The sequence below is a fragment of the Cytobacillus sp. Bva_UNVM-123 genome (genome assembly GCF_046351715.2).
Lineage (GTDB): Bacteria > Bacillota > Bacilli > Bacillales > Cytobacillaceae > Cytobacillus.
The window spans coordinates 4,540,417-4,566,794 of record NZ_CM177772.1; the positions used below are offsets into that span (position 1 = coordinate 4,540,417).

The following is a 26,378-nucleotide window of genomic DNA, read 5'->3' on the forward strand; positions in this document are numbered from 1 at the left end:
TTAATTTCTTTCTGAATATTGAATTTCCATTAACTCTTTCCAAATAATTGCAACTTCTTTTTCTTTTATTAAGTACTTATGGTTTAACAAAGACTCTACCTGCCTTCTACTCGGATACATATCATCTTTAACAAGGCAGGAAATAGCTCCTTCTACTTTATTTTTTATCAAAATACACCTATTTTTCTTTTTTTCTCTAACATAGTTTAAATAATTTTTCTTTATAATTTCACACTCTACAGGGTATTGTTTAGATAAGAGCCTTCTATCACAACCAACTATTATTGCTAATTTAGTTAAAGACATAGGAACATTTTGCTTCATAATCATTTGCATCTTTTGTTTTATAAGTGAATGCTCCTTTTTTCTAGCTAGTGAAGCTGATTTAACTTCTCCCCTGCACTTTAATAATTCACGTTCGGCCAACGTTAATTCTGCCATATCAAAGAATTCACATATGCTTAAATTTAGATAAATACAAATTTCTATTAATGATTCTAAAGGAGGTAAACTCTTACCTTTTAGCCATCCCCAAAGCGTAGTCTTGGGTATACAAATCTTTGTTGCTGCAAGACCTATGGATCCCTCAAAATATTGTTCGACATAGTAAGTTAATGATTTTGATATTCCATATTCCCCAGTCATATTAATATATTCTTGCGTATTGATTAACATATTTCCTAAAATAAACTCTTTCTTAATACAATTAGAGTAAATATAATTAGTTTCTATTCCGAGCCAAGCAAAACATTTTGAACAATATCCGGGTCTTAACTGTCTTTCTAAAAAAAACATTTCAGATTTACATTTTGGGCAAGTATTTATGAGTTCAATTTTATGAATTAAACAATAATTGTACGGTTGTACACTCCAGACTAATTGCTCATACACTATTTGATTTTTTTCTAACTGTTCTTGATAGCAACATGGACACCAATGTCTTTTCTTCTTACTCAGTCCCCTGGTTGGAAGTAATGAACTCCAAGGAAGCAATGTAGTCTCTTTTAAATCTTGTCTTGAAGTGAGCATGGAAAAAGTTTCAACAAATTCTTTTGCTAATAACCCAATCCCATTTATGCTGCTGGTTGATTTATAAAAACCATCACCTCCTTTTTTAGCAATGTTGTTAAGATAGTTTTTATTCAATATCGGTGTAACTATCTTCGAAAACAAATCACCTACTGATAGGCAGTGCAAATCCGAAACGCGGGCAATATAACCACTCAAACTTTCAACAAAGGGAGTGCCTAATTTTTCGGGCGATATATTATATAAACAAGTTCTGTCCTTTAAGTTATTAATTGCTAACACCTCCTTCGCTGGGTATTATTAGCAATTAATGAAATATAATCCTTTATCTATGCGGATATAACATCCAATTTCATACAATAGTGCAGAAAACCTATTTTTTATTTAAAATAAATAGGTGGGTTATTATTTATAGATAAAACTATATAGTTATATCTATACTATAGTTTTATCTATAAGTTTTGCAATCCATTTCGAAAAACTTTTTAAGGAGGAATATATAATGACGGTGGGTGAGAGATTAAGAAGTCTTAGGATTACGCAGAACCTTTCCCAAGCTGAATTCGCTAAAAGTATCGGCATTAAGCAAAGTTCACTAAGCCTAATTGAAAAGGGAACTACAAAGCCATCGATTGACACTATACTTGCTGCGAGCAAAAAGTATGGAGTAACTACTGATTGGTTATTAAAAGGTCATTAACGGTGTTTAATCTAAAAGACCAACTGTAAGTATGAAATGATCCTAAAAGTTAAACATTATTTTGTTAGGCAGCTGAAAAGGCCTGACTCGGTATTTAACTGAGCTCAGGCCTTTTAGTTTTGCTATTATTCTTTTGTTATTATGGTGAAAATCTGTGCCTATTTTCTTGACATAATATCACTGGCAGATAGTGCCTCTTATTGCTATTGTAAGCCCCGTAGATGTATTCAGCATTCAAAGAGCTCGTTTATGCCACTAAATTTTTCGAGCGCGAAGAAGATGAAAGGTTTGAACATTCAAAAATCCTTTGTTGATTAGGGGATATAGTTGAAGAATGATTTAATAATAAACACCTAGTAAAGAACCTGATTCATCAGAATCAGTAAGCACTTTAGAAAGTATGTTGTTTTTTACTTCTATCGCTACACTTTCTGGAAGATCATCTGAATTCAACGTGATAATATATTGGAATTCCTTTTCTAAGGATTTTTCTTTTCCAAAACGTAATGCCTCTGCTATCTGTCTTTCATCTACAGGATCATAAAGAGCACTATCATGTATTAGAACATCCATTTTTCTGCCTAAATATGTAGACATTTGAATCATCATCATGTCAAAGCAGTAAATAAGCATACTATTTATGCCAGTACTACCTTGGTTTCTAGAAACCATTTCAATATCGTATCTACCAGTTTTAGTTTGACCAATATTTAATTGTGCTGCTGAATTATATAAAGATTTAGAGGCTTCTTCTACTAACAAAATTGCTTTTTGTTTCGTTTTAGTATGTTCTTCCAGAGATTTAGTAATTTCAATTATTAATTTCTGTTCTGCTATTTTTAAATTTGCTTCTTCCTCTCGTATTGAGATAATAAGCTTTTGTTGATTCTTATAAGTTATTATTCTATTAACTAGTTCATTCAATTCTGTTTGAAGTAAGGAATATTGTTCTAATGCTCCATGTGTATTAAGAACTTCCATCCTTTTGGACTGTTCAATCGAGAGATTTTTTATTAAACCCTCTCTTTCTTTAACTAATTTTTCATACTTATTAAGCTCCGAACTAAGATAATTTTTTCTGTTGCTAATTAATCTTTCATGAAATATCTTTGAATCAGAAAAAGTTTTAACTAGTGCGTCGGGAAGTTTTACCTTCACTTCTTCATATAGATCTTTTATATTAATGTCTGAAATATTCTCTTCATTTTTTGATGCTTCTTTAAGCTCTGTTATTATCTGTCGATCTATAAAATTTTTATTACTTAAGTCTGAAATTTGTTTAGCGTAGCTACTTGCTTCAACCTCGATTTCTTTATATTTTGGATGTACCTGAAAACTTTCAAGCTCTCTTTTTAAGTTATTGGCTTTTTCCTCCAAAATAGTTATTTCTGTATCTAAATTGATTCCCTCATTAACGATTTCCTGATATGCATCAGTCTTTAATACCTTTTTAAGATCAGCAATTTCTTTTTTCTTTTCCTCTAGATTTTTTTGATCTATAGACAGTTTTGTATCAAGTCCAAGTAAATAAGTTAGGGCTATTTGTGTAGGAAAGACTTTTTGGTTTTTGTAATATCTTGAAGATTCTAAAAATCCCCCGTCAGCAGCCTTTCGAGCAAAGTATGGAAATAAAGTTCGGAACTTGATGTTCTCATTTATTCTCGAATCTTTATTGTCTAAATTAAATAATGATTCTCCCAAGAATTCATTCCAATCTGCTACTTTCATTTTTCTCTCTTGTTCTCCAAAAAAGCTATCATATTTACTTCCTTTTTCACAACACACATAGACATAATTTGAATCAAATCCACGCCTCTTTACTGTGAATTTGGTATCATCTAGCACATAATCCATAATAAAAAAGTGATTTTTAAAAATAGGAAGTTTAAAGACACTATTATTAGTACAGCTACCTCCAAATAAAAAATGTATTATTTCAACGAAGGTAGTTTTACCTAAGCCATTTCTTGTATCCTTATCGGTGGATTTTTTTGTAATATCAGCAAGCAATATATTTAGCCCATTATGGAGTTTTATTTCATCAAACGTTTCAAGTGTACTGTATATTTTTTCAATCATTTATTTCCCCTCCATAATAAGTCATTTTCATACTCAATCGCCCCTATGATATATAAAAAATCTAGGGCTAGTATAAACAAATCAAATTGAATTCGTGGTACATTATTTGATTCTTGATTTTGGAAATTAAGGTAAGCCTCCCATGTCGAACTTAACGTTCTAGGAGAAGTTAAAAAAGATAAAATCCTAGCACCAATCTTTAAAATAGTTTTATCTTCATGTAAATTCTTTGTTGGTGTTAGCACTTTAGCTCCCCCTTTTCCTATCAGTAATCTAAACTGTTTTTTCTTTTTTATTTCACCATTAACAATCTTCTCTAATTCTATATAACATTCATTATACATGGTTAAACAGTAGCTACTCTTTCAAAAATTGTACATTGCTCAAAAAAATATGCCAGAACTGTATGTACTGCGACCATATATATTTGATCACCCTTTTTGTCCTCATCCGATATAAACTTAACTAGTTCACTGTATATATCATCTGGCTCTAAGCATAATACATCTCTAAAATGCTCATACTGTTTTTTTAGTGTACCAGCGATTTGGTCTCCAAGATTAATATTTGTTTGTAAGTTCAAATATTGCCTAACTAAAGGAGCTCTAATTATTCCAGTTTTAATTAACTCTATAATTGGATCACTGAAACCATTTATCATTAATTTATCTTCTGGAACTGGAATAAAGTCTTCTTCTTTTGGGTTAGACCTTTTAGATATGGATTTAATGACAGGCTGAATGTCTTCAAAAGTTAAATTTGTAAAATTAGTCCTTGAAGGAATTGGTCCTAAGATCTCGTCGATAAGAAAATCTTCAAGTGAGAAAATTATATCTTTTAGTTCACTAGGTCCCCAAAAACTAAGTTCAATCTGCTCAAATTTAGTATTTAATTCAAGCAACTTTTTATTTACTTTGGGTGGTAAGCCCATTTGATTATGTACAAAAGACCATCTATCGAAATAATCTTCCCAATAATCCAAAGCTCCTTCCAAATCACTTTCTATTTTATTAATCATCCTATTTTGATTTAAACTTCGAGGGCCATTCACTGCAAATAGATATCTTTCATTAATAAGATACCCATCATTTTTCCTATCTCCTTCTCTTCCCCATGGTTGGCAGGGCATAAAATTATCTTTATGTTTAAGCTTCATTACCTTAGAAAAGAAGTCTTCATACTGCGTATCTGTTCTTTCACGAATTATATCTTTAAAGTTATACTCATAAAAAGCCTTAGATAAATCATCCATAACGGTTCCTCCCACTTGGGTATCTTTCAATCAAGAGGTGATTGTTTACTATATTAATAGTAATAGTAATTATAAAGAGAATAATTTTTACCAATTAAATCTTTTTTTAGTGATTTCATAAATTTAATTTTCTATACAACGCAACTTAATAAGTACATTATACCTAAAAACCCAGTTTATGGTTCCTGAAAATAATAAAATAAAACCTTGTATGCTTATAAAATTTACAACTAAAACTAATTTATTAGCTTCTTACTTTCAATCTGTCCCTAAAATGAAAAATGAGCGCTAAACCTTGTTCCAGGATAGCACCAAATTGGTGAAACATGCATCATGTACATTGAATGGTACGTTTTTATACATATGAAGAAGTTTTTTGTATATAAATTAATAAGACAGCCACAAAAGTAGCTGCCTATTTGATATATGTTCTGTAGGACAAAACCATAAAATAAATTTCAGACTAATACTCTTTTCTTTCTTATCTACCATTATTCTAAAATCTCTTCAGCCATTTAAAAAGATTGTAGATTCATTAATTTTTCACTTATCGATACATCAAAATCCTTCGGTAACAATGCTGCTTTACATACGTACGAAGCAATCATTATAGCAAATTTAGCAGCTTGGTTATATTTTGTTGCTAATTGCCTAGACAGAGTATAAGCACTTGAATCGACAGACATTGTTTCAAAAGCTACTTCTCTTAATAACAAAGGAACTCTGGACGTTGAATATGGTTCTTCTAAGAACTGCCTAATTAATTGGACAAATAAATCCCATTCTGGAAGTTCAATCTCATCATCATTACCTTTATTACTAGCTATTTGGTATAACTTTTTCCAATATAAATACTGGTCCATTCCTCCCCATAGCCAAATTTTTAATTCTCTTGATAGGTTCTCCTTGGTCTCTGGAAGAAGATATTGATTAAAAATATCCAAAGTGACTCTGTTTAAAGCTATAGAGAATAGGGAGATTAAGTCAATTAAAAGGGCTAAATGCTCGGGATTATCTGGATTAAGCTCTCTTCGAATCCCTCTAATTGTGTAAAGTGTCTTTCTAAGCTTTAATTTGTCATCAGAGACATTCCAAAAATCGTTTTTTACAAATTTTAATGCATTTTCTAAATGTGGGAACCTCTTATGCAATTCATAATATTTATCCCATGTATCACCATCGCACAATGCGCTGTTTGCTACTTTATAGTTTGTGGAAGTTTTATTTGCAAGAATTTCAAAATCCTTCTCTGACAAAAGACTCACATTCATATTAGAAGAAAGTTGTTTATGATCTCTTTCAATTTCCTTAGTGAGAAGAACTATTCCTCTTTCTGCCTTAAGCAATCCCATTAATCCACTTAACCAAAGAGACCTAGTTATAGGAGATTGATTTTTTAATGTTTTACAATCTCCTATTAAAAAACTAAGTTCTCCAAAGTTAGATGGTATTAAAGCCAATGTATCGAGATCAGTTACTATCTTCCTTTTGGGTGATACACCTTCTGCAAAATAAATTTCTGCTTCCATATGTGGAAACCATTCATTTGCTATGTAGTATTTTAACAATTTAAGTTTTAAACCTTTATCCTTAATAATGTTAAACCCCCCCTATAAATATATTGTCTACCTCTTCTTGATGTTCTTCAGAAAGTGCTACATTTTCTGTTTCTTTTAACTTATTTGCGCTTATTAGTGATTCGACATATGTTTGTCCTTGACTTATAGCCAACCTCATTTGGTCGTCAACCTCTAAACCTTGTCCTTCTCCCATTGATACTAGATCTAATGCTAAACTTACGGCTTTAATATTTTCTTCTGTATCAATTAGTACGAATTTATGCCATCCAGCTGTTGTAGATACAAGGTTCCCTACTCTTAGTACAGTTAATTGTCTATACTGTTCAAGTGCTTCTGTATTTGCACCAATTTCATGATCATTTTTCAATTTCCTGAGTATAGCATGTGGGCTCCTTATAGCGTACTCCTTTGGCAAATACTGTCCTTGTCTTACTGCAGAAACAAGTGCCATTGCTCTTTCGTAAATTTCTCTTTTGGTTGGGCTTAGACGTGCATTTCCCGGTTTAGGAGTAAACAAGAAGTAATTCACTCCTGCATGGGAAGTCTTTATGGACGGTGGCTTTATCATGCTATCGTGCGCTAAACTCTTTAAAAGATTTATTTCAGGATCTGTAAGCTTAACTCCGTTTATCTCTTTCCTTTGTTCAATAATGTGTAAAGGAATCCCTTGCGCTTGTTTTATTAATGTTAATATTTTTTGGACAGTCTTTGCACCAGATTTGGCAACAAGATCAGAGAATAAATCAGCATTTTCCGAAAAATAGACAGGACTTAATAATATGTCCTTTCCTCTACTTCTCTTATTAATAATATAGTTTCCTTGTTTACCAATAGATAAGTTACGATCCACTAGTTTTTTCTCAGCCCCAAGTTCATAAATTGTAGAAGAACTTACCGGAGAGTTTGTTAGCTTTTTCAATATAGTTACTGCTAGTTGCTCTGTTTCATTAATTTGTTTTGTTTCAGCAAATTCACCAACGCCTTCGTATATATCTTCATAGAATGGTACTGTAGGTAAGACCGCTTTTATTGTCTTTCCCTCTGATGATATTTTAACAAAATCAATTTCAGCAAGATTCTCCACTATACTATTACACATATATGTAGGAATATCTAAAAAATGATATGCTGCCAACTTTAGGGTATCATAAGGAATCATTGGAAGCCCTCGTATATTTAATGCAAGTTTAATCATATTCCCGATTTCTGTTAATAATTCAAACTCTGGTACTTGTTTATTACCTAAACCAATTGTAATATCATGACTTCTCAGCGCTAATTCCTGACGTTTATTCATAATTTCCGACTCACCTCTAGGTATATTTTACCATAAATTACAATTAGTTTTCTATCTTTTAGTGCGTGATCAAAACGAAATACTATTTTCCTTATTACATATAATCATATAATTAAGAAGCCAATTACTAAAATGCCAATTGAATAGTAGTTTTTCTTACTCTTTGGTGTCTTTACTAGCCATTTTATATGCATTTTTTCACAAACTAAGTTTCATTTTTCTTTTACATCCAATTGTTATGAAAGGCATGTAATTATTCAATCTGGCACTTTAATTGAACCATACATTGAAAAGAATACTTCTTATTTATTGATTTTTTAAAAAAACTTTAAGGCTTAGAATAAAAAAGGTTTACAATGAAAAAGAGTTACATTCTTTAAATTAATACCTTTATATTTCTGCACCATAGTATAGGAAATATCTAAATTCCCAAGTTCTTTCCTTACTATTTTCTATTCTTGTACATCAAAAAACACCGTTCGAATAGGAACGGTGTTAAACGTATTTCTTTAAATATTATTATCAGCTTCTTATTGAAGCATATTTTTGCCAAAGGTTTATTGAAGCATACCTTTGCCATTCCGGCAAAATTATGCTTCATTTCACATAAAGTAATAAAAAACCACCAAATATGTATTTGGTGGAGACGGAGGGAGTCGAACCCTCGTCCAGAAATATCGGCACTTAAGCGTCTACGAGTGTAGTCGACATATTCGCAATTCGCTAGTCCTTCTGCCTATCGACAGGCGTCCAGCCAGCTAGTCTGGTTGTTCTCTTCCTTCATCCTCAGACGGTGGAATCCGGCGTAGCCCACTTAAAGTGAGTCCGCTACCCTACCACATGGGCAATGGAGGGGCGAACAGCTACGCGCTATTAAGCAGCGAAAGCTAAGTTATTGTTTGTTTTGCCAGTTATAGGCTTTGACGTTTTAACGAGGCCGATCCCCTCGACTCGCAACCTAAGCTCGAACTATCCCTGTCGAATCCGTAGCGTCCCCATTATAAGAAATGCTCTATGGCGCTCATTCATCAGCGACCAGCATAAGTTGAGCCGGCATGAAGGTTGTTCTCCTTAACCCTCTTTACGAATTGGCTTATGTGCTCGAGCCGATGGTGCCTGGAGCTGGACAACTATTGGAAATAAATCAAATCGCCAATTTATTTCCTATGAAGTGAAGTATCCATTTATACTAACGACTTCCGGAATGCTCAAGTATAGATGAGCTAAAGTTTATGTCACTTCATTGTGACATCTTTTATTATATCACAAATTGCTTCAATTTCAATTGTAAGATATTGTAATTACATTTTCTGTCTTTCACGGAAAGCACGTTCTACTTCACGTTTTGCTTCTTTCTTTTTCAAATCTTCTCGTTTATCGTATTTCTTTTTCCCTTTAGCTAGACCAATTAATACTTTGGCATAGCCATTTTTCAAATAAAGCTTTAGAGGAACGAGTGCATAACCAGCTTCCTTCGTTTCACCGATCAATTTGCTAATTTCCTTATTATGAAGAAGCAGTTTTCTCGTACGAAGTGGGTCATGATTGTAACGGTTGCCTTGTTCATATGGGCTTATATGCATTCCGATTAAAAATACTTCCCCTTTATCGATTCTGGCATATGAATCCTTCAAATTCACTCTTCCAGCACGTATTGATTTAATTTCTGTACCTTGAAGAACGATTCCTGCCTCATACGTTTCCTCAATGGAATAATCATGATAGGCTTTTTTGTTTTGTGAAATCATTTTACCAACGCCTTTTGGCATGTTAACTCCCCCTTACCTCTATCTGCTTAGCAAAAAACCTTTTGGGGACCAACTGGCAAATAGAAATATCTTATCAAATTTATTATCGTAAGTTATCCTTTATTGTAGCAAATTTCCTAATCACTCTCAATGCGAAAGGAAGCTAACTTATCCATTTAACGAATTATGTGATTGGGTGCTTATGCCGCTTTGTACATTTGCATTAGCATAACTATCGGTTATTTTATCGTTTGCATACTCTATTTTAGGTCAATAGACTTGCGCTATTGGTCATTTGAGCTGTTTGATGGCTCTATTTTGGTCATTTGAATCTTGCTATCGGTCATTTTGACGGTTTGATTACTCTTTTTTTGTCAATTGATTTGCGCTATCGGTCATTTGGGCAGGTTGGTAACTCCATTTTGGTCATTTGAATCGCTCTATCGGTCATTTTGACAGTTCAATTACTCCATTCCAGTCATTTGAATCGAGCTATCGGACATTTGGACGATCCCCACACTCCATTTTAACCATTTGAATCAAACTATCTGTCACATCAAGAAATCCACCACCAAAAACTCGCCAAACGTAAAGATGATTGAAAAGCTTGGTATCCACCAAATTTTCCCAGCGAATACCCTAGCTTACCTTATGCGATATTATAAACGCTACTATTATTTGGACTTGATTACACTTTAGTACGTTAATAAACTTAAACTTTCCTACTAGCTAAAAAAAGATGCTCCTAACAAAAGAGCATCTTTCCGATTATCGCTTGTTCTTACGCTTGGCTTTCGGGGCGTTTTCGTAAAATTTGCGTTTCTTCTTTTTCGATTTAGTTCCTGAGCTTCCGCCAGTTTTATCACTTGAACCTCTGCCAGAGCTGTTATTTTTATTCCTATCATTGCTCCGTTCGGAGGTTCTTCCTCTTCTTGGCTTTCGGTCATTGCCACCAGACCCTGATGTTCTAAAGATTTTCTTTTCTCTTGATTCTGGTCGTCTACGAGTTCCTTTCATGCCGACGATTTCAAAATCAACTGACCGTTCATCTTTATTGACACTAATCACGCGAACGGTGATTTCATCGCCGATTCGAAAGACATTTCCAGTTCGCTCCCCGATCATGGCTAGATGACGTTCTTCGTAACGGTAATAATCGTCGGTCATATAGCTAACATGAATGAGCCCTTCGATCGTATTTGGCAGCTCAACAAACATACCGAAATTCGTAACCGAACTGATAATGCCATCGTACTCTTGACCAATTTTATCTTCCATATATTCCGCTTTTTTCAGCTCATCTGTTTCCCGCTCAGCTTCAACTGCTCTGCGCTCCATACTTGAAGAATGCTCGGCAATATCATGGAGCATTGCATTCCATTTCTCTCTCGTCGCCTCATCTAATTTGCCCTCAATTAAATACGTTCTTATTAAGCGATGAACAATTAAATCTGGGTAACGACGAATTGGAGAGGTGAAATGTGTATAAAAGCTCGTTGATAACCCGAAGTGACCTAAGCTTTCTGGGTTGTATTTTGCCTGCTGCATCGAGCGAAGCATGACGGTTGAAACGACCATTTCTTCAGGTTTTCCTTTTACCTCTTCAATAATTTCCTGCAATGCACGAGGATGAACTGAATTCGCGGTTCCTCTAACTAAGTAGCCAAAATTCGTAATGAACTCGAAAAATCTTTGGAGCTTCTCTTCCTTCGGATCCTCATGAATTCGATAAATGAAAGGTACGTCCATCCAATGAAAATGCTCGGCTACTGTTTCATTTGCTGCTAGCATAAATTCTTCGATCAGTTTTTCTGCAACAGACCGTTCACGAAGAACGACATCACTCGGTTTTCCTTCTTCATCCACGATGACTTTCGATTCTTTAAAATCAAAGTCAATCGCACCACGATTCATTCGCTTTTTTCGTAATATCGCTGCCAAGTCTGCCATATCTTGAAACATGGGAACGAGAGGCTCATATCTTTGCATCAATTCTTCATCTTGATCTTCGAGAATTTTATTTACGTCAGAATAAGTCATTCGCTCTGTTGTTTTAATGACACTTTGAAAAATTTCGTGTGAAACAGCTTCCCCGCTCTCATCAATCTCCATTTCACAAGATAAAGTTAATCTGTCTACCTGTGGATTTAATGAACAAATTCCATTTGATAGACGGTGGGGAATCATTGGGATCACACGGTCTACTAAATAAACACTCGTCCCTCGATCACTTGCTTCCGCGTCAATCGCTGAATTTTCTCGGACATAATGCGTAACATCAGCAATATGCACGCCAAGCTTATAATTTCCATTCGGTAATTTTGTGACCGTAACTGCATCATCTAAATCCTTCGCGTCGGCGCCATCAATTGTGACGATCGTTTCATTTCTTAAATCACGGCGGTTTTCAAGCTCACTTTCGGAAATCACTTCAGGCGTTTCTTTCGCCTGATTTAACACTTCTTCAGGAAATTCAATTGTGATTCCATACTTATGAATGATGGAAAGAATATCGACACCTGGATCATTTTTATGACCAAGAATTTCAATAACTTCACCTTCCGCACTTTTCCTTCCTTCTGGATAAGTAATTAACTTGACAACTACTTTATGCCCTTCGATTGCACCTAAAGATGCATTTTTTGGGATAAAAATATCTGTTGCAAATTTCTTATCATCAGGAATAACAAAGCCAAAGTGCTTACTTTCTGTATATGTGCCGACAATTTGCTGAACACCACGCTCAAGAATACGGACAATCGTCCCTTCTCTTCTCTGTCCCAAATGCTCAGATGTAACTCTTGCTAATACGATATCTCCATTTAAAGCATTATTCGTTTCAGTCGGCGGGATAAAAATATCATCCATTCCTTGTTCATCTGGGATTACAAATGCAAAGCCTTTTGCATGTGCAGACAGTTTCCCCCGAACAAGATTCATTTTCTCAGGCAAGCCGTAGCGATTGCTTCTTGTTCTTACGACAAGCCCTTTTTCCTCCATAAAAACAAGTGCCTTAACGAAGTCTTTGAAATCAGAAGAATCCTCAATCCCAAAAGCTCCCTCAAGCTCCTGCACTGTTAGCGGCTTATAGGCCTCATCCTTCATATAGCTTAAAAGTCTTTCTATCGTTTGCTCAATATTATTTTCCATTAAATCTATCTCCTTACCAAGAGGTATCTACTCTTATTCTTCCCAATCTAGCTTCTCTAAAAATTGGTATATATCTTCATGGAGTTGTTCCCGCTCCTTATCAAGTGTTATCACATGACCTGATTCTTCATACCATTTTAGCTCTTTAAAATCTGTTTCTATCTTATTGATAATGATGTTTGCACTATCCGTATTAATCATCTCATCATGACGCGCCTGCACAACAAAAGTCGGTGTGTATACCATTTCAATAGTGTCCCGAACATCGGCAATCAACGTTTGCAAAGCCTTTAATGTTTTCATCGGTTTTTTTTCGAAATCTACCATTTCTCGCTCAATTTCTTCCTTGCTTTTTCCTTCCAACCTTTTATATTCTCTGGCATATTGTAAAATGCCTTCGTACATGACGGCTTCACTTTTTATATACATGGGTGCACACATGGGAATTATACCCTTTATAGGTACAGTGTAACCTAATTTTAATGAAAATACGCCCCCAAGTGATAATCCAGCAACCGCAATCTCATTATGACCATTATTTCTCAAATATTCATATCCATTTACAACATCTTGCCACCAATCATCAGGCCCTGTCGTTAAGAGTTCTTCAGGTGGCACTCCATGCCCTTTATATTGAGGTGCATGGCATGTATAGCCTTTGCTTTCAAGAAAGCGCCCTAACATTCTTACATCAGCTGAATTCCCCGTAAATCCGTGTAATAGTAGCACAGCTCTTTTCCCATTTCCAAATGTAAATGGCTTCGGTGTAACAATTCTCATGTATGTAAACCCCTTTTCTTGCATAATTACGAGCAATGTTTTTTGTATTTTTGCACCTGTTGATAGGAGCGGAAATCAAAAGCATGTTTAACAGAGCCAAACGAAAAAAACCTGACCCTTTTCAAGGTCAGGCATTTTTTATAGCGCAAAATAAGAAACAGCAATGGTAAGTAAAAAGAAAAGTACTGTTAGAACAATCGTAATGCGATGCAAAATTAAATCAAGACCACGTGCTTTTTGTTTTCCAAAAAGCTGCTCTGCTCCTCCTGAAATTGCACCAGATAGACCTGCACTTTTACCAGATTGTAGAAGTACAACAGCGATTAGTCCTATTGAAACAATTACTAACAATGTGATTAAAATTGAATGTAGCATAAAGCCCACCTCCATCAAACGAACAATTACAATATTATTAATTTATCATATATTTCTCTCATATACAATAGATGAGCGAAGGAGGACGAGATTTTCACTCACATGAAATGATTTTTTCACTGAATTTCAATGTTCACAGGTTCCTTAGAAACTTGGCTTTCGGTCAATAGATGATGGCTTTCGGTAAGAATTTTAATATTTACCATAAAATTGCGTCATTAGGAGACAGCTTTCGGTCATTATCTCTTGAAACTACATTGATTATGGTCATTAGATGATTCCTATCGGACAAGCCCAATGAATATTCTATGGAATATTGATTATAGAGTTAAAGGAGATTGCCCATAATAGGCAATCTCCCCTCTTATTACTTCCCTAAATTATAAAAACTCTTTAACCCGCCATACACTGCTAATTCTCCAAGCTCGTCTTCAATACGAAGCAATTGGTTATACTTCGCAATGCGGTCTGTACGGCTCATGGAACCAGTCTTGATTTGACCAGCATTTGTTGCAACGGCAATGTCAGCAATTGTAGCATCTTCTGTTTCACCAGAACGGTGGGAAACAACAGCTGTATAGCCTGCACGCTTCGCCATTTCAATCGCTTCGAACGTTTCGGTTAATGTCCCGATTTGGTTCACTTTAATAAGGATGGAGTTACCCACACCTTGCTCAATTCCTTGCGCTAGTTTTTTCGTATTTGTCACGAATAGGTCATCCCCAACAAGCTGAACTTTGCCACCGATACGCTCTGTCAAGAGCTTATGGCCTTCCCAATCGTTTTCGTCTAAGCCGTCTTCAATTGAGATAATTGGGAATTCATTTACAAGTTCTTCATAGAAGTTTACCATATCTTCAGAAGTTAAGCCTGTTCGACCTTCACCTGCAAGATCATATTTGCCTGTTTCTTTATTATAAAATTCAGAAGAAGCAACATCCATCGCAAGATAAATATCTTTCCCTGCTTCATACCCTGCATTGCGAATCGCTTCGATAATCACTTCTAATGCTTCACGGTTAGAGCCAAGGTTTGGTGCAAATCCACCTTCATCCCCTACAGCTGTGTTCAAGCCTTTTCCAGATAAAACCTTTTTAAGCTCATGGAAAACTTCAGCTCCCATACGGATTGCTTCTTTAAAAGTAGGTGCACCTACAGGCATGATCATAAATTCCTGGAAGTCTACATTGTTATCTGCATGTGAACCACCATTAATAATATTCATCATTGGTGTTGGAAGCTGTTTCGCATTAAAGCCGCCAAGATAACGGTATAATGGGAGACCAACAGATTCAGCAGCAGCATGAGCAGCAGCCATTGAAACACCAAGAATCGCGTTTGCACCAAGCTTTCCTTTATTTTCTGTACCATCTAACTCAATCATAATCCGATCGATCCCAACTTGGTCTGTAACGTCTATGCCAAGAATCGCTTCTTCAATAATATTATTCACATTATCTACTGCCTTTTGTACTCCCTTACCTAAATAACGTGATTTATCTCCATCACGAAGCTCGACTGCTTCATGTTCACCTGTTGAAGCTCCAGAAGGGACTATTGCGCGACCAAAGAAGCCGGATTCTGTAATAATTTCAACTTCAACTGTTGGATTACCGCGAGAATCTAATACTTCACGTGCATATACATGTTCGATAAATGGCATTTTCGTACTCTCCTCTATTTTCATATTTAATCATTGTTTGTGGCTACTTTAATTCAAAATTTCCTACCCGTTATTCATTGACTACAAGTGATTTCCCTGTCATTTCTTCCGGTTTTTCAAGTCCTAATAAATCAAGCATTGTTGGGGCGAGATCTCCAAGAATCCCGTCCTCTCGCAAAGTTAATCCAGCTTCGGTAATAATAACCGGTACCGGATTTGTCGTATGGGCAGTCATCGGATTGCCTTCCAACGTTACGACCTCATCTGCATTTCCATGGTCAGCTGTAATAATTACCTTGCCGCCTTTAGCGACGATTAAGTCCACAATTTTTCCTAAACATTCGTCAACCGTTTCAACAGCTTTAATTGTCGGCTCAAGCATTCCAGAATGTCCGACCATATCAGGATTTGCAAAATTTAAGATAATCGCATCGAAATGGTCATTTTCGATTTCTTTCAATAATGCGGCTGTCACTTCATAAGCGCTCATTTCCGGCTTTAAATCATATGTAGCTACTTTCGGCGAATTAATCAAAATTCGCTCTTCTCCTGGAAATTCCGCTTCACGCCCTCCGCTCATGAAAAACGTCACATGCGGATATTTTTCCGTTTCAGCAATTCTAAGCTGTTTTAGACCATTTTGCGAAAGAACCTCCCCAAGTGTATTATCTAAGTTACTCGGTTCAAATGCAACATACCCATCAACTGTTTCGCTAAAATGAGTTAAACAGACGAAAAATAGCTTGCTTGGGTGCTTAAGCCCACGATCAAATGAACGAAAATCTTTATTCGTAAAAGTGTTTGAAATTTGAATCGCACGGTCTGGGCGGAAATTATAAAAAATAACTGCGTCATTTTCAGATATTGTTGCGACTGGCTCCCCGTTTTCCTGCTTAATAACGGAAGGAATCACAAACTCATCGAAAATCCCATGGTCATAGTTATCTTTCACAACATCCATTGCTTGATTATAGGAAGGTCCTTCTCCATAAACCATCGAGCGATACGACTTTTCGACTCGCTCCCAGCGCTTATCTCTGTCCATCGAATAGTAGCGGCCAGAAATTGTCGCAAATTTGCCGACACCGTATTCCTTCATCTTTTCTTCTGCTTCCTTAATAAAGCCCTCCGCTGTTTGTGGACCAACATCACGGCCATCTAGAAAGCCATGAACATACACATTTTTTACACCTTCTTCTGCTGCAAGATGTAGAAGTGCATATAGATGATTAATATGGCTATGAACACCGCCATCTGATAGCAATCCCATAATATGTAAGTTCGTTCCGTTCTTTTTCACATGATCCATTGCTTTCAAGAAGGTTTCATTTTTATCAAATGCACCTTCGCGAATAGCAACATTCACTCTCGTCAAGCTTTGATAGACGATTCTACCTGCACCGATATTTAAATGACCTACTTCAGAGTTTCCCATCTGTCCTTCAGGTAAGCCGACTGCTTCACCAGAAGCTTGTAAAGTCGTGTGGGAAAATGAATTCCAAAAGCGTTCGAAATTCGGTTTCTTCGCTTGTGCAACTGCATTTCCTTTTTGTTCATTTCGCAGTCCGAATCCATCAAGGATGATTAGCGCAACAGGTGATTTACTCACTTTTCCCCGCCTCCAATAATTGCAGGAAGCTTCCTGCTTCAAGGCTTGCTCCTCCAACAAGAGCTCCATCAATATTCGGCTGAGCCATATATTCCTTAATGTTCTCGGGCTTCACGCTGCCTCCGTACTGAATGCGAACAGCTCTGGCAGCCTCTTGTGAAAACTGCTTACTAACAACTTGGCGAATATAGCCGCATACTTCATCAGCATCCGCAGCAGTAGAGGATTTTCCTGTGCCAATAGCCCAAATTGGTTCGTACGCAATCACGACTTGCTTAACTTGGTCTTCTGTCATCCCTTTTAACGCCAGTTCCACTTGTGAACCGACGAAAGCATTTGTTTCTCCTTTTTCTCGTTGCTCAAGCGTTTCACCACAGCAAATGATCGGGGTTAAATTGTAGCTAAAAGCGGCTAAAGCTTTTTTATTTACGGCTTCATCTGTTTCATTAAACATTTCACGGCGTTCGGAATGACCGAGAATAACATATTTCACACCAAGATCTTCAAGAGCTGCAGGGCTAATTTCTCCTGTAAAAGCACCTTGAACTTCGTAGTGCATATTTTGCGCACCAATGCCAATTCCATAGCCGACTAATGCTTCTAAAAATAATGACGGTGCACAGACGACCGTTTCTACTTTATCTTCAGCTGGGATTTTTCCATCAATTTCTCCAAAAAAATCTTTAGCCTCTGAAAGTGTTTTATGCATTTTCCAGTTTCCTGCAATAATTGGTTTACGCATGTGAACAAATCCTTTCCAACCTATTTATTATTTAAAGCCACTATACCAGGAAGCGCTTTTCCTTCCATAAATTCAAGTGAAGCGCCTCCACCTGTAGAAATATGGCTCATTCGCTCAGCGAGATGGAATTTTTCAACTGCTGCTGCAGAATCTCCTCCACCGATAATTGAATATGTATCATTTGCTTCAGCTAATGTTTCTGCAACGGCTCTCGTACCACCAGCATATTTTGCCCATTCAAATACACCCATCGGTCCATTCCAAATGACTAACTTTGAATCTTCAATAACATTACTATAAATCTCAGCCGTTTTTGGACCGATATCAAGTGCTAGCCAATCAGCTGGAATTTCTTCGATTGACACCGTTTTAGAATTTGCATCAATCGCAAACGCATCAGCAACAACAGCATCAACTGGCATATAAAATTTTACGCCTTTTTCTTCGGCTTTTTTCATAAATGATTTAGCTAATTCAAGCTTATCTTCTTCTAGTAACGATTTCCCAATTTCATGGCCTTGCGCCTTCACAAATGTATAGGCAAGTCCGCCACCAATAATTAAGTTATCGACGATATCAAGCAAGTTTTCGATAACGCCAATTTTATCCTTCACTTTTGCCCCACCAATAATAGCTGTGAATGGTCGTTCTGGATTTGATAAAGCTTTACCGAGTACAGCTAGTTCTTTTTCCATTAACAGACCAGATACAGCTGGGAGATAATGGGCAATCCCTTCTGTCGACGCATGAGCACGGTGTGCAGCCCCGAAAGCATCATTCACATAAAGATCAGCTAATTCAGCGAAAGCTTTCGCAAGTTCAGGATCGTTTTTCTCCTCTCCAGGATAGAAACGAACATTTTCCAAAAGGAGGACATCGCCTTCATTCATATTTGCTATCATTGCTTTAACTGAATCCCCATATGCCTCATCTGCTTTCATGACTTCTTTTCCAAGAAGAGTAGACAATCTACCAGCTACCGGAGTTAAACGCATCTCTTCAACAATTTGCCCCTTCGGACGACCTAGATGGCTTGCTAAAATTACTTTTGCTCCGTGCTCCATCAAATACTTAATTGTTGGAATTGCTGCACGGATACGCGTTTCATCCGTTACTTGTCCATCTTGCATCGGGACATTGAAGTCAACGCGGCAAAATACTCGCTTTCCTTTTAACTCTACATCTTTTACACTCTTTTTGTTCATCGCCAAAGGACCTCCATTTATTATTTCTACTCAGAAAAGCGCAAGTGCCTTGGTCAGCGACGTATAAACTGGACCGACCTCGACTGAGATAAAGGAAACACGGCGAGTGACAGGATTCGCAGGCTAATTACGCCACGTCCTGTGGCAACGCCTGCGCTAGCACATCCTGTGCGTCGCAATGTTGACTTATCGTAGGGAGAGGGAGGGAAGTTTACTAGTCGCTAGGCGCTGGAGCTAGACACTCATCTAACTTCAAAGATATAAATTCTGGTATTGTGAAAAAGGGAAGAGGGGATTGTTCCCCTCTCCCCATATACCCTCTTCATTATAGACGGTTGAGCATAGAATTTCCAATAGAGTTATTAGTGGTTAAATCCCCTTTTTCGCAATGTATTCAATAAGGTCAACAACACGGTTTGAGTAGCCTGCTTCGTTATCATACCAAGAAATAACTTTAACCATATTGCCTTCCATTACCATAGTTGAAAGAGCATCAATCGTAGAGGAATCAACATTTCCGTTATAGTCACCAGATACAAGCGGTTCTTCACTATACCCTAAAATACCTTTTAATTCCCCTTCAGAAGCAGCTTTTAAAGCAGCGTTTACTTGTTCAACAGTTACTTCCTTCTCTAGCTCAACGACTAAGTCAACTAAAGAAACGTTAGGAGTTGGAACACGTACAGCTCCACCATTTAATTTGCCTTTCAACTCTGGCAATACTAAAGAAACAGCTTTTGCAGCTCCTGTTGTCGTTGGAATAATATTCATTGCAGCTGCACGGGCACGACGGTAATCTTTATGAGGTAAATCAAGAATTTGCTGGTCATTCGTATAAGAGTGGATCGTTGTCATCATTCCACGTTTTATTCCGAATTGATCATTTAAAACTTTAGCAAATGGTGCTAAACAGTTTGTTGTACATGAAGCATTAGAAATGACGTGATGGTTGTTCGGATCATATTGTTCATGGTTAACACCCATTACGACGGTAATATCTTCATTGCTTGCAGGAGCAGAAATAATTACTTTTTTCGCACCAGCTTCTAAATGCTTAGCTGCATCATCCCGTTTTGTAAAACGACCTGTTGATTCAACCACAACTTCTACACCTAAGTCTCCCCAGCCAAGCTTAGCAGGGTCACGTTCTGCAATTACCTTCACTTTATGTCCACCAACTACTAAATAATCACCGTCAACTTTAACCTCTTCATTTAATGTTCCATGAACGGAATCATATTTTAGAAGATGAGCAAGCATATTGGCATCTGTTAAATCATTTACTGCTACAATTTCAACATTCGGATTGTTTAAAGCTGCACGGAATACTATACGGCCAATTCTACCAAATCCATTAATACCTACTTTTACTGTCATTATTTCTTCCTCCCTTAAGGATTATTATTATTATTAAATTCGCCTTAGCTTTTGCAATCTCTTGCAACCGCTTGAGGCGATACCTTTTTCAGTGAAAAATTATGCTATCCTTCGTTATCAAAATGTCCTTTGCTATCCACAATTAATGCAATAGTTGTCTTGCCGCACCTTCATCTGTTATGAGAATAGTTGCTGTTGGCGCTTGTTTCATGTATGCAGCAATTGCTTTTGCTTTTGCTGCCCCTCCCGCAACGGCAATAACATGTGGAATCGTGGATAAATCTTTAAGTTGCAGTCCAATCGTGTGTACTTTATGAACGACCTCACCAGCTTCATTAAAATAATAGCCAAACGCTTCTCCGACCGCCTTTTTATTTTGGAGCTTTTCAATGTCAGTTAAGCTTGTTTTACGGCGCTCCGCCATTGTGAGGGCATCACCTATTCCATGCAAAATGACGTTCGCTGACCGAATTAAATGTAAAACTTCCTTTATTTCAGGCTCATTTATTAATGATTCATGAATCTCTTCACTTACTTGGTCAGGTACGTAAAGAACTCGATGTCTGCAACCAGCATTGTCTGCCATCGTGGCACAAATGGTATTAGCTTGATTTTTTACATTCTCTCCTAATCCTCCACGAGCAGGAACAAAAAGACTATTTCGACTAACAAATTCAGGGGTCAGCATTTCGGCAACTGCAGCCATCGTCGATCCACCTGTCACTGTAATGATATTTTCCTCTTGAAGAATGGATTTCATCCTAATGGCTGTTGCTCTACCTAGTTCTTGCTTTACCCACGGAGACTCATCATTATTCCCTGAAACAATCATGACCTTTTGAATGCCTAACTTACTTTCCAATTCTTTTTCGAGTGAGGCAATCCCTGAAATATCTCTCATCATGCCTTCAAGCTTCTCAAGAATGTTCTTTCCATCTTCAGTAAGATTCATGCCTGAACTTTGAATGGTAATAAGATTTTGGTCTTTCAAAAATTCAACCTCACTTCTTAATACCCTCTCCGTCAGGTTTAAACTAGCCGCTAAGCTTCTTCTTCCTACTGGTCCCATTTGGCCAATGAATTTTAAAATATGATAGCGTTTTTGCATGACAGTGAGCAAATCTGGTAATAATCTCTTTTGAATATCAATCATTGAGTTCATGCACCTTCTCCTTTAGTGGCCATTTTTTGTCCCGCATAGACATATTATGTCCCACTAGCTGCAAAAAAATTCACTCCTGCTATAATTCTATTCTAACAGGAGCGAAATACGAATTCAACTTATAAAGTTAATCTGCGATAAATATGTGCTTTCACTGCAACATCCTGTGATTCTCCATCTCATCATTCTACAAGATAGATTTACTTTTCTCTTCAAATGCCTCAATAATAGAAAATTTATCTATTTGACCATATTGAATTTCTTCGCCATTTAGTTCAACTACCGGAATCATCAATCCATATTTTTCCGTTAATTCGTCGCTTTGTGCAATATCTATAATTTGAAAATGAAAATTCCATTCTTCTTGCAATTCTACTATGATATTTTTAGCTTTATCACATAATGGACAACGATCACGTGAATACAAAATTAATGTATTCTTTGTCATTCCTACTCACCTCTTTATACGATGCAACGATTATTTATCATATCTTTTTCTTTTTGATGAGGATGGGATTCCAAGCTGATCACGATATTTTGCAATGGTTCTTCTTGAGACGACCATTCCCTCTTGATCTTTTAACACATGTACAATCTCTTGATCAGATATTGGCTTTTGTTTATCTTCCTTTTCGATCAATTTGCTTATCATTGTTTTCACTTGAGTTGAGGACGTATTTTCATCAGATGTCGTCTTAATCGTACTCGAAAAAAACGATCTTAACTCAAATGTACCAAATGGAGTTTGGGCATACTTTTCGCGGACTGTACGACTAACAGTTGATTCGTGAATATCAAGCTCATCCGCAATTTCTTTCATCGTCATTGGTCGTAAATGTGTTGGTCCATTTTTGAAAAACTCATGCTGCTTCTCAACAATTTTCAACGATACTTTCGTTAACGTTTCTTTTCTTTGCTCAATACTTCTTACGATCCATTGATAATCTTGATAATTCTCCTGTAAAAAACGACTAACCTGCTTATCTTTAGAAGAAGAAAACTTTTGATAATATTCTTTGTTAAAACTAATCTTCGGCAATACTTCATCAAAAACACTAATAATAAACGACTCGCCATCTAATTTTATCAGCACCTCAGGCACAATATAAGAAAACTTTTCTTGCTGAAAGGGTGAAGCCGGACGAGGATTTAATGTTTGAATAAAATCAAAAATCGCTTGAATATCAGACAGTTTAATCCCAAGCTGTTTAGAAATATCCTTCCACTTTTTTTCCGCAAACTCGTTAAAATAGTTGTCCACGATTTCTTCTGCTATTTCATTGCGTTTGTCTAGCCTTCTTAATTGCAGCAGAAGACATTCCTGTAAGTTCCGAGCTCCGATTCCCGCTGGCTCTAAGCTTTGTAATAGCTTTAATGTTTCCAAAACATCCTCTTCACTTAGCTGAAAACGATCAGCAACCTCCTTAATCTCAGCACGAAAGTAACCGTTTTCATCCAAACATTCTATAAGATAATCAAAAGCCCTTTTTCTATCTCCATGAACGGCTGCAAAATCCAATTGTGATTTAATATAGTCACTAAGGAAAAACTCTTTTTTCCCAATTTGTTCGATCCAGTTTTGCTTATCCTTTTCTACTTTCTTCCGCACCGATTTAGCACGATCGGAACGGGGGTCCATTGCTTGAACATGTCTGGATTCTATCTGTAATAAAGGATTTTCCAATGCTTTATTTTCAAGGAATTCAGAAAGCTCCTGTGCATTATATTGCAACAAAGCAATCGCCTGAGTTAATTCTTGCGTCATCGTAAGTTTCAATGTTTGCTGCTGCCATAACCCAGTTTGTAAATTCATCCTACATCTCCCCCCTCACTCCATTCTACAATAAGATGAAGGATAGTAGTATTGAAATATATTGGGTCTAATCATTGGCACAATCTTACATAGTTGTTCTACGTTAAGCATGGAGAACAGTGACATATCTGAAACTGGAATCTTGATTTTTTCAAATATATCGGTCAATTCTTCATTTTATCGGTCTTTTTTCCATTTTATCGGCCAATTTCTCGATTTATCGGCCTTTTTCCCATTTTATCGGCCAATTTCTCGATTTATCGGCCTTTTTCCCATTTTATCGGCCAATTTTTCGATTTATCGGCCTTTTCTTCGATTTATCAGCGACTTTTCCCAATATATCAGCGACTTTCCGAAACCGAAAATGTCTAATTGAATTAGGTTAGATATTTTCTAATTACTCTTTTTTGTGAATACGTAACACCCTCGGAGGACGTGTATAATATATTAAGAAGTCTTTATATATCAATGTTCGCTTCTTAGTTTGTGTAAAATATGTGAAGAAAAGGCTCCAATCTCGTGTAAATAAGTCATGTGGTAATCTCCACCATTTCATTTATTTTTGTGTTTAATTTATCCAATGCGACAACTTGTTTATCCTTTTCTTTGTCAGCTCTTTGTACTTCTGCTGATAATTTAATCTCTTGTACATACCAAGCGATAAAGGAGTGCAGCATATCAATTTCATCAGTTTTAAAGTAAAACTCGTATAACTCTCTTTCTTCCCCTGCAAACTCGCTATTAAAACGGTCTCTTATATCGTCAAAGACCCTTATCATCTTTTTGCCTTCTATGCGCCCATAATTTGATTTAAAGCCTTTTGTAATGTTGTTTCTCATTACATTCATGTGTAATATCAATGAACTTAATTCAAACTTGTCCAATATCAAAATCACTTTATCATCCCCTTAACCTTCAATCACTCCTAAACAATCCATTTTTTCTTTCCTCTTGATTGTAATTCTCCTCTCTTCCAAAAAACACAAAACGTGGTTTATTTAATCAAAAAAAATTTCTTGTACTGACATTTGATAATAATTTGCTAATTTAATCTTTATTTCATCTTTAGGTATACGTTCTCCCTTCTCATACATTTGGATCGCACTTACACTAATACCTAGTGATTTTGCAACCTCAACTCTTGGTTTGCTGCCACGAAGATCAATTAATTTATTTGCAATTTTAATTTTATTCATAAAAATAAATCCACTCCTAAAAAACACGTTTTGTGTCCTGATGTTCTTGATTATAAAACACATTTCGTGGTTTGTAAACACTTTTTGTGGTTAATAATTAAAAATAACACGTTTTGTATTATCATAATTGACAAGTAGGTGATGTTAATGAAAACTTTTGGAGAAAGATTAAAAGCACTAAGGAATGCTAAAAAATTGAAACAAGAAGAACTAGCTCAAAAAATTAGTATTAGCAAAAGTGCAATAGGCATGTATGAACGAAATGAAAGAGAGCCTTCTTTCGAAATTCTTGAAAAACTAGCTAATTATTTTGAGGTTACCATAGATTTTTTATTAACTGGAGCTCAACAGAAAAAAGATAATAATGCGAGCGGGTTATTCTTCTTTGATATGGATGGACTTACTGATGAAGAGATTGAGGATATTAAACGACATATTGAATATGTGAAATGGAAGGCGAAAGAAGAACGAGGGAGATATGATGACAAAGAAAGGAAAAAATAATATTTTGCACATGTATTAAAAGGAATTATCCTTATCCCGGAATTATGGATTATTTTCTATTTTTAAATCTATATGATTTACTAAATATATAATAGCTCTGGAGCTTCCAGTGCTATTTTTTTATCTTTTTACATTGATAAGAGGAATGTTCGTTCCTATAATTAGTTTGAGGTGATTCATTTGACCTATGCATATAGTCCATTTCCTCTGGATAAATGGGTATCAAGCTTTTTAAGAAGATTAGGAATTTTTAATAGTGAAGATATTGATGAAAGAGCAATATCTAGGAAACTTAATATACACTTGAAGTATTCCAATAAGAGAAATTATTCATATCAAGAGGGAAATTTTAAAATTATTAACATTAATATCGATCAGAACAAAGAAAAGCAAAGGGAAGTATTCTATCATGAACTTTGTCATATATTGCGCCATACTGGCTGTCAGTTATCGATGCCTTTATCATGGAAAGAATTACAGGAATGGGATTGTGAGCATTTCACTCGATATGCTGCCATCCCCTTTCATATGCTTTTGGAGCTGGATTGGCGAAGCCCTACGCTTGTCAGTGATATGTCATCGATGTTTAATGTATCAGAGGAGATTTGCCAAGCACGTATCGAACATATTAGAAGGAACATGAAAGAAAAAAGTAAAGGAGCTAGAGTGCAGTGGCAAGTATAACAAAGAGAGGTAAGACTTATCAGTTTGCTGTCAGTAGAATGGTTAATGGTTAATGGAAAATCAAAACCAATTCGAAAAGGAGGATTCCGCACAAAAAAGATGCACAAGTTGCAGCTGCTGAAGTTGAAGCAAATTTGCAATTCATGGTTTAAGACATACTCATGCAAGTATTCTCCTATATAAAGTGTCTATATATTATGTTGCCGAACGTTTTGGACATTCTGATATTGATACAACCACAAGGCACTATGCACATATTATTAAAGAACTAAGGAAGGAAGATACAAAAAACACCCTTAGCACCTTTGAAGAAATGACCAATGTGTAAAAATTGTGTAAAAAAATCTAAAACCAATCGTTTTTAATCATTTTCTCACGTATACAAAATCAAAAGGAAACACCCTAAAACATTGATATATCAATGTTTTAGGGT

Annotated in this window: 25 protein-coding genes and 1 other RNA gene; 4 read left to right on the forward strand and 22 right to left on the reverse strand. The window is 36.1% G+C overall.

Annotation, left to right across the window (positions count from 1 at the left end):
• Positions 1-1,311, reverse strand: coding sequence for a TniQ family protein (locus tag KDN24_RS23350; RefSeq protein ID WP_409973440.1), 1,311 nt, complete (start codon positions 1,309-1,311; stop codon positions 1-3).
• 220 nt (positions 1,312-1,531) lie between these two features.
• On the opposite strand from KDN24_RS23350, the gene relB reads away from it, so the two are divergent.
• Positions 1,532-1,729: a type II toxin-antitoxin system RelB family anti-toxin gene (gene relB / locus KDN24_RS23355; RefSeq protein WP_409973439.1), complete on the forward strand. Its 198-nt coding sequence runs from the start codon at positions 1,532-1,534 to the stop codon at positions 1,727-1,729.
• Positions 1,730-2,068: 339 nt separating this feature from the next.
• Here the strand turns inward: relB and KDN24_RS23360 are convergent, their stop codons facing one another.
• The 21 genes from KDN24_RS23360 to KDN24_RS23460 form a co-directional block, all read right to left on the reverse strand.
• Entirely contained in the window at positions 2,069-3,808 is a 1,740-nt protein-coding gene (locus KDN24_RS23360) for a DUF2326 domain-containing protein (protein WP_409973438.1), read from the reverse strand.
• Positions 3,805-4,053: an ABC-three component system middle component 6 gene (locus KDN24_RS23365; protein ID WP_409973437.1), complete on the reverse strand. Its 249-nt coding sequence runs from the start codon at positions 4,051-4,053 to the stop codon at positions 3,805-3,807. The genes KDN24_RS23360 and KDN24_RS23365 overlap by 4 nt, the downstream gene beginning before the upstream one ends.
• A gap of 101 nt (positions 4,054-4,154) precedes the next feature.
• The gene (locus tag KDN24_RS23370) at positions 4,155-5,060 is read right to left on the reverse strand and encodes an ABC-three component system protein (RefSeq protein WP_409973436.1); all 906 of its coding nucleotides are present in this window, start codon (positions 5,058-5,060) and stop codon (positions 4,155-4,157) included.
• A gap of 515 nt (positions 5,061-5,575) precedes the next feature.
• Positions 5,576-6,589 (reverse strand): hypothetical protein, encoded by a 1,014-nt coding sequence (locus KDN24_RS23375; protein ID WP_409973435.1) that lies wholly within the window; start codon positions 6,587-6,589, stop codon positions 5,576-5,578.
• 70 nt (positions 6,590-6,659) lie between these two features.
• Positions 6,660-7,937, reverse strand: coding sequence for a hypothetical protein (locus KDN24_RS23380; RefSeq protein ID WP_409973434.1), 1,278 nt, complete (start codon positions 7,935-7,937; stop codon positions 6,660-6,662).
• A 638-nt stretch (positions 7,938-8,575) separates the two neighbouring features.
• Positions 8,576-8,934: a transfer-messenger RNA gene (ssrA, locus tag KDN24_RS23385) on the reverse strand.
• Between the two features lie 304 nt (positions 8,935-9,238).
• On the reverse strand, positions 9,239-9,706 hold the full coding sequence (gene smpB, locus KDN24_RS23390; RefSeq protein ID WP_409973433.1) for an SsrA-binding protein SmpB: 468 nt from the start codon (positions 9,704-9,706) through the stop codon (positions 9,239-9,241).
• A gap of 471 nt (positions 9,707-10,177) precedes the next feature.
• Positions 10,178-10,303, reverse strand: a complete 126-nt coding sequence (locus KDN24_RS23395) for a hypothetical protein (RefSeq protein ID WP_409973432.1) — start codon at positions 10,301-10,303, stop codon at positions 10,178-10,180.
• Between the two features lie 150 nt (positions 10,304-10,453).
• Complete coding sequence (gene rnr / locus KDN24_RS23400; RefSeq protein WP_409973431.1) at positions 10,454-12,835, reverse strand: ribonuclease R; 2,382 nt, start codon at positions 12,833-12,835, stop codon at positions 10,454-10,456.
• A gap of 33 nt (positions 12,836-12,868) precedes the next feature.
• Positions 12,869-13,615 carry an alpha/beta hydrolase gene (locus KDN24_RS23405; protein ID WP_409973430.1) on the reverse strand — a complete coding sequence of 249 codons (747 nt, stop codon included), beginning with the start codon at positions 13,613-13,615 and terminating at the stop codon, positions 12,869-12,871.
• 138 nt (positions 13,616-13,753) lie between these two features.
• Positions 13,754-13,990 carry a preprotein translocase subunit SecG gene (secG, locus tag KDN24_RS23410; RefSeq protein ID WP_409973429.1) on the reverse strand — a complete coding sequence of 79 codons (237 nt, stop codon included), beginning with the start codon at positions 13,988-13,990 and terminating at the stop codon, positions 13,754-13,756.
• Positions 13,991-14,357: 367 nt separating this feature from the next.
• The gene (gene eno, locus KDN24_RS23415; RefSeq protein ID WP_409973428.1) at positions 14,358-15,653 is read right to left on the reverse strand and encodes a phosphopyruvate hydratase; all 1,296 of its coding nucleotides are present in this window, start codon (positions 15,651-15,653) and stop codon (positions 14,358-14,360) included.
• A gap of 70 nt (positions 15,654-15,723) precedes the next feature.
• Positions 15,724-17,262 (reverse strand): 2,3-bisphosphoglycerate-independent phosphoglycerate mutase, encoded by a 1,539-nt coding sequence (gene gpmI, locus KDN24_RS23420; protein WP_409973427.1) that lies wholly within the window; start codon positions 17,260-17,262, stop codon positions 15,724-15,726.
• Positions 17,255-18,004, reverse strand: coding sequence for a triose-phosphate isomerase (gene tpiA, locus KDN24_RS23425; RefSeq protein ID WP_409973426.1), 750 nt, complete (start codon positions 18,002-18,004; stop codon positions 17,255-17,257). Before tpiA ends, gpmI begins: the two co-directional genes overlap by 8 nt.
• 20 nt (positions 18,005-18,024) lie before the next feature.
• Positions 18,025-19,209: a phosphoglycerate kinase gene (locus KDN24_RS23430; RefSeq protein ID WP_409973425.1), complete on the reverse strand. Its 1,185-nt coding sequence runs from the start codon at positions 19,207-19,209 to the stop codon at positions 18,025-18,027.
• 369 nt (positions 19,210-19,578) lie between these two features.
• Positions 19,579-20,586 (reverse strand): type I glyceraldehyde-3-phosphate dehydrogenase, encoded by a 1,008-nt coding sequence (gene gap / locus KDN24_RS23435; RefSeq protein ID WP_409973424.1) that lies wholly within the window; start codon positions 20,584-20,586, stop codon positions 19,579-19,581.
• A gap of 142 nt (positions 20,587-20,728) precedes the next feature.
• Positions 20,729-21,748, reverse strand: coding sequence for a sugar-binding transcriptional regulator (locus KDN24_RS23440; protein ID WP_409973423.1), 1,020 nt, complete (start codon positions 21,746-21,748; stop codon positions 20,729-20,731).
• 187 nt (positions 21,749-21,935) lie between these two features.
• Positions 21,936-22,196, reverse strand: a complete 261-nt coding sequence (locus KDN24_RS23445; protein ID WP_409973422.1) for a glutaredoxin family protein — start codon at positions 22,194-22,196, stop codon at positions 21,936-21,938.
• Between the two features lie 30 nt (positions 22,197-22,226).
• On the reverse strand, positions 22,227-23,561 hold the full coding sequence (gene rpoN, locus KDN24_RS23450) for an RNA polymerase factor sigma-54 (RefSeq protein WP_409973421.1): 1,335 nt from the start codon (positions 23,559-23,561) through the stop codon (positions 22,227-22,229).
• A 530-nt stretch (positions 23,562-24,091) separates the two neighbouring features.
• Positions 24,092-24,457 (reverse strand): hypothetical protein, encoded by a 366-nt coding sequence (locus tag KDN24_RS23455; protein WP_491348189.1) that lies wholly within the window; start codon positions 24,455-24,457, stop codon positions 24,092-24,094.
• 102 nt (positions 24,458-24,559) lie between these two features.
• Entirely contained in the window at positions 24,560-24,757 is a 198-nt protein-coding gene (locus KDN24_RS23460; protein ID WP_409973420.1) for a helix-turn-helix transcriptional regulator, read from the reverse strand.
• A gap of 147 nt (positions 24,758-24,904) precedes the next feature.
• Between KDN24_RS23460 and KDN24_RS23465 the strand changes: the two genes are divergently transcribed.
• From KDN24_RS23465 to KDN24_RS23475, 3 genes are all read left to right on the forward strand, one after another.
• Positions 24,905-25,261: a helix-turn-helix domain-containing protein gene (locus KDN24_RS23465; protein WP_409973419.1), complete on the forward strand. Its 357-nt coding sequence runs from the start codon at positions 24,905-24,907 to the stop codon at positions 25,259-25,261.
• 180 nt (positions 25,262-25,441) lie between these two features.
• The gene (locus KDN24_RS23470; RefSeq protein WP_409973418.1) at positions 25,442-25,945 is read left to right on the forward strand and encodes an ImmA/IrrE family metallo-endopeptidase; all 504 of its coding nucleotides are present in this window, start codon (positions 25,442-25,444) and stop codon (positions 25,943-25,945) included.
• A 184-nt stretch (positions 25,946-26,129) separates the two neighbouring features.
• The gene (locus tag KDN24_RS23475; RefSeq protein ID WP_409973417.1) at positions 26,130-26,273 is read left to right on the forward strand and encodes a hypothetical protein; all 144 of its coding nucleotides are present in this window, start codon (positions 26,130-26,132) and stop codon (positions 26,271-26,273) included.
• Positions 26,274-26,378 lie beyond the last annotated feature (105 nt).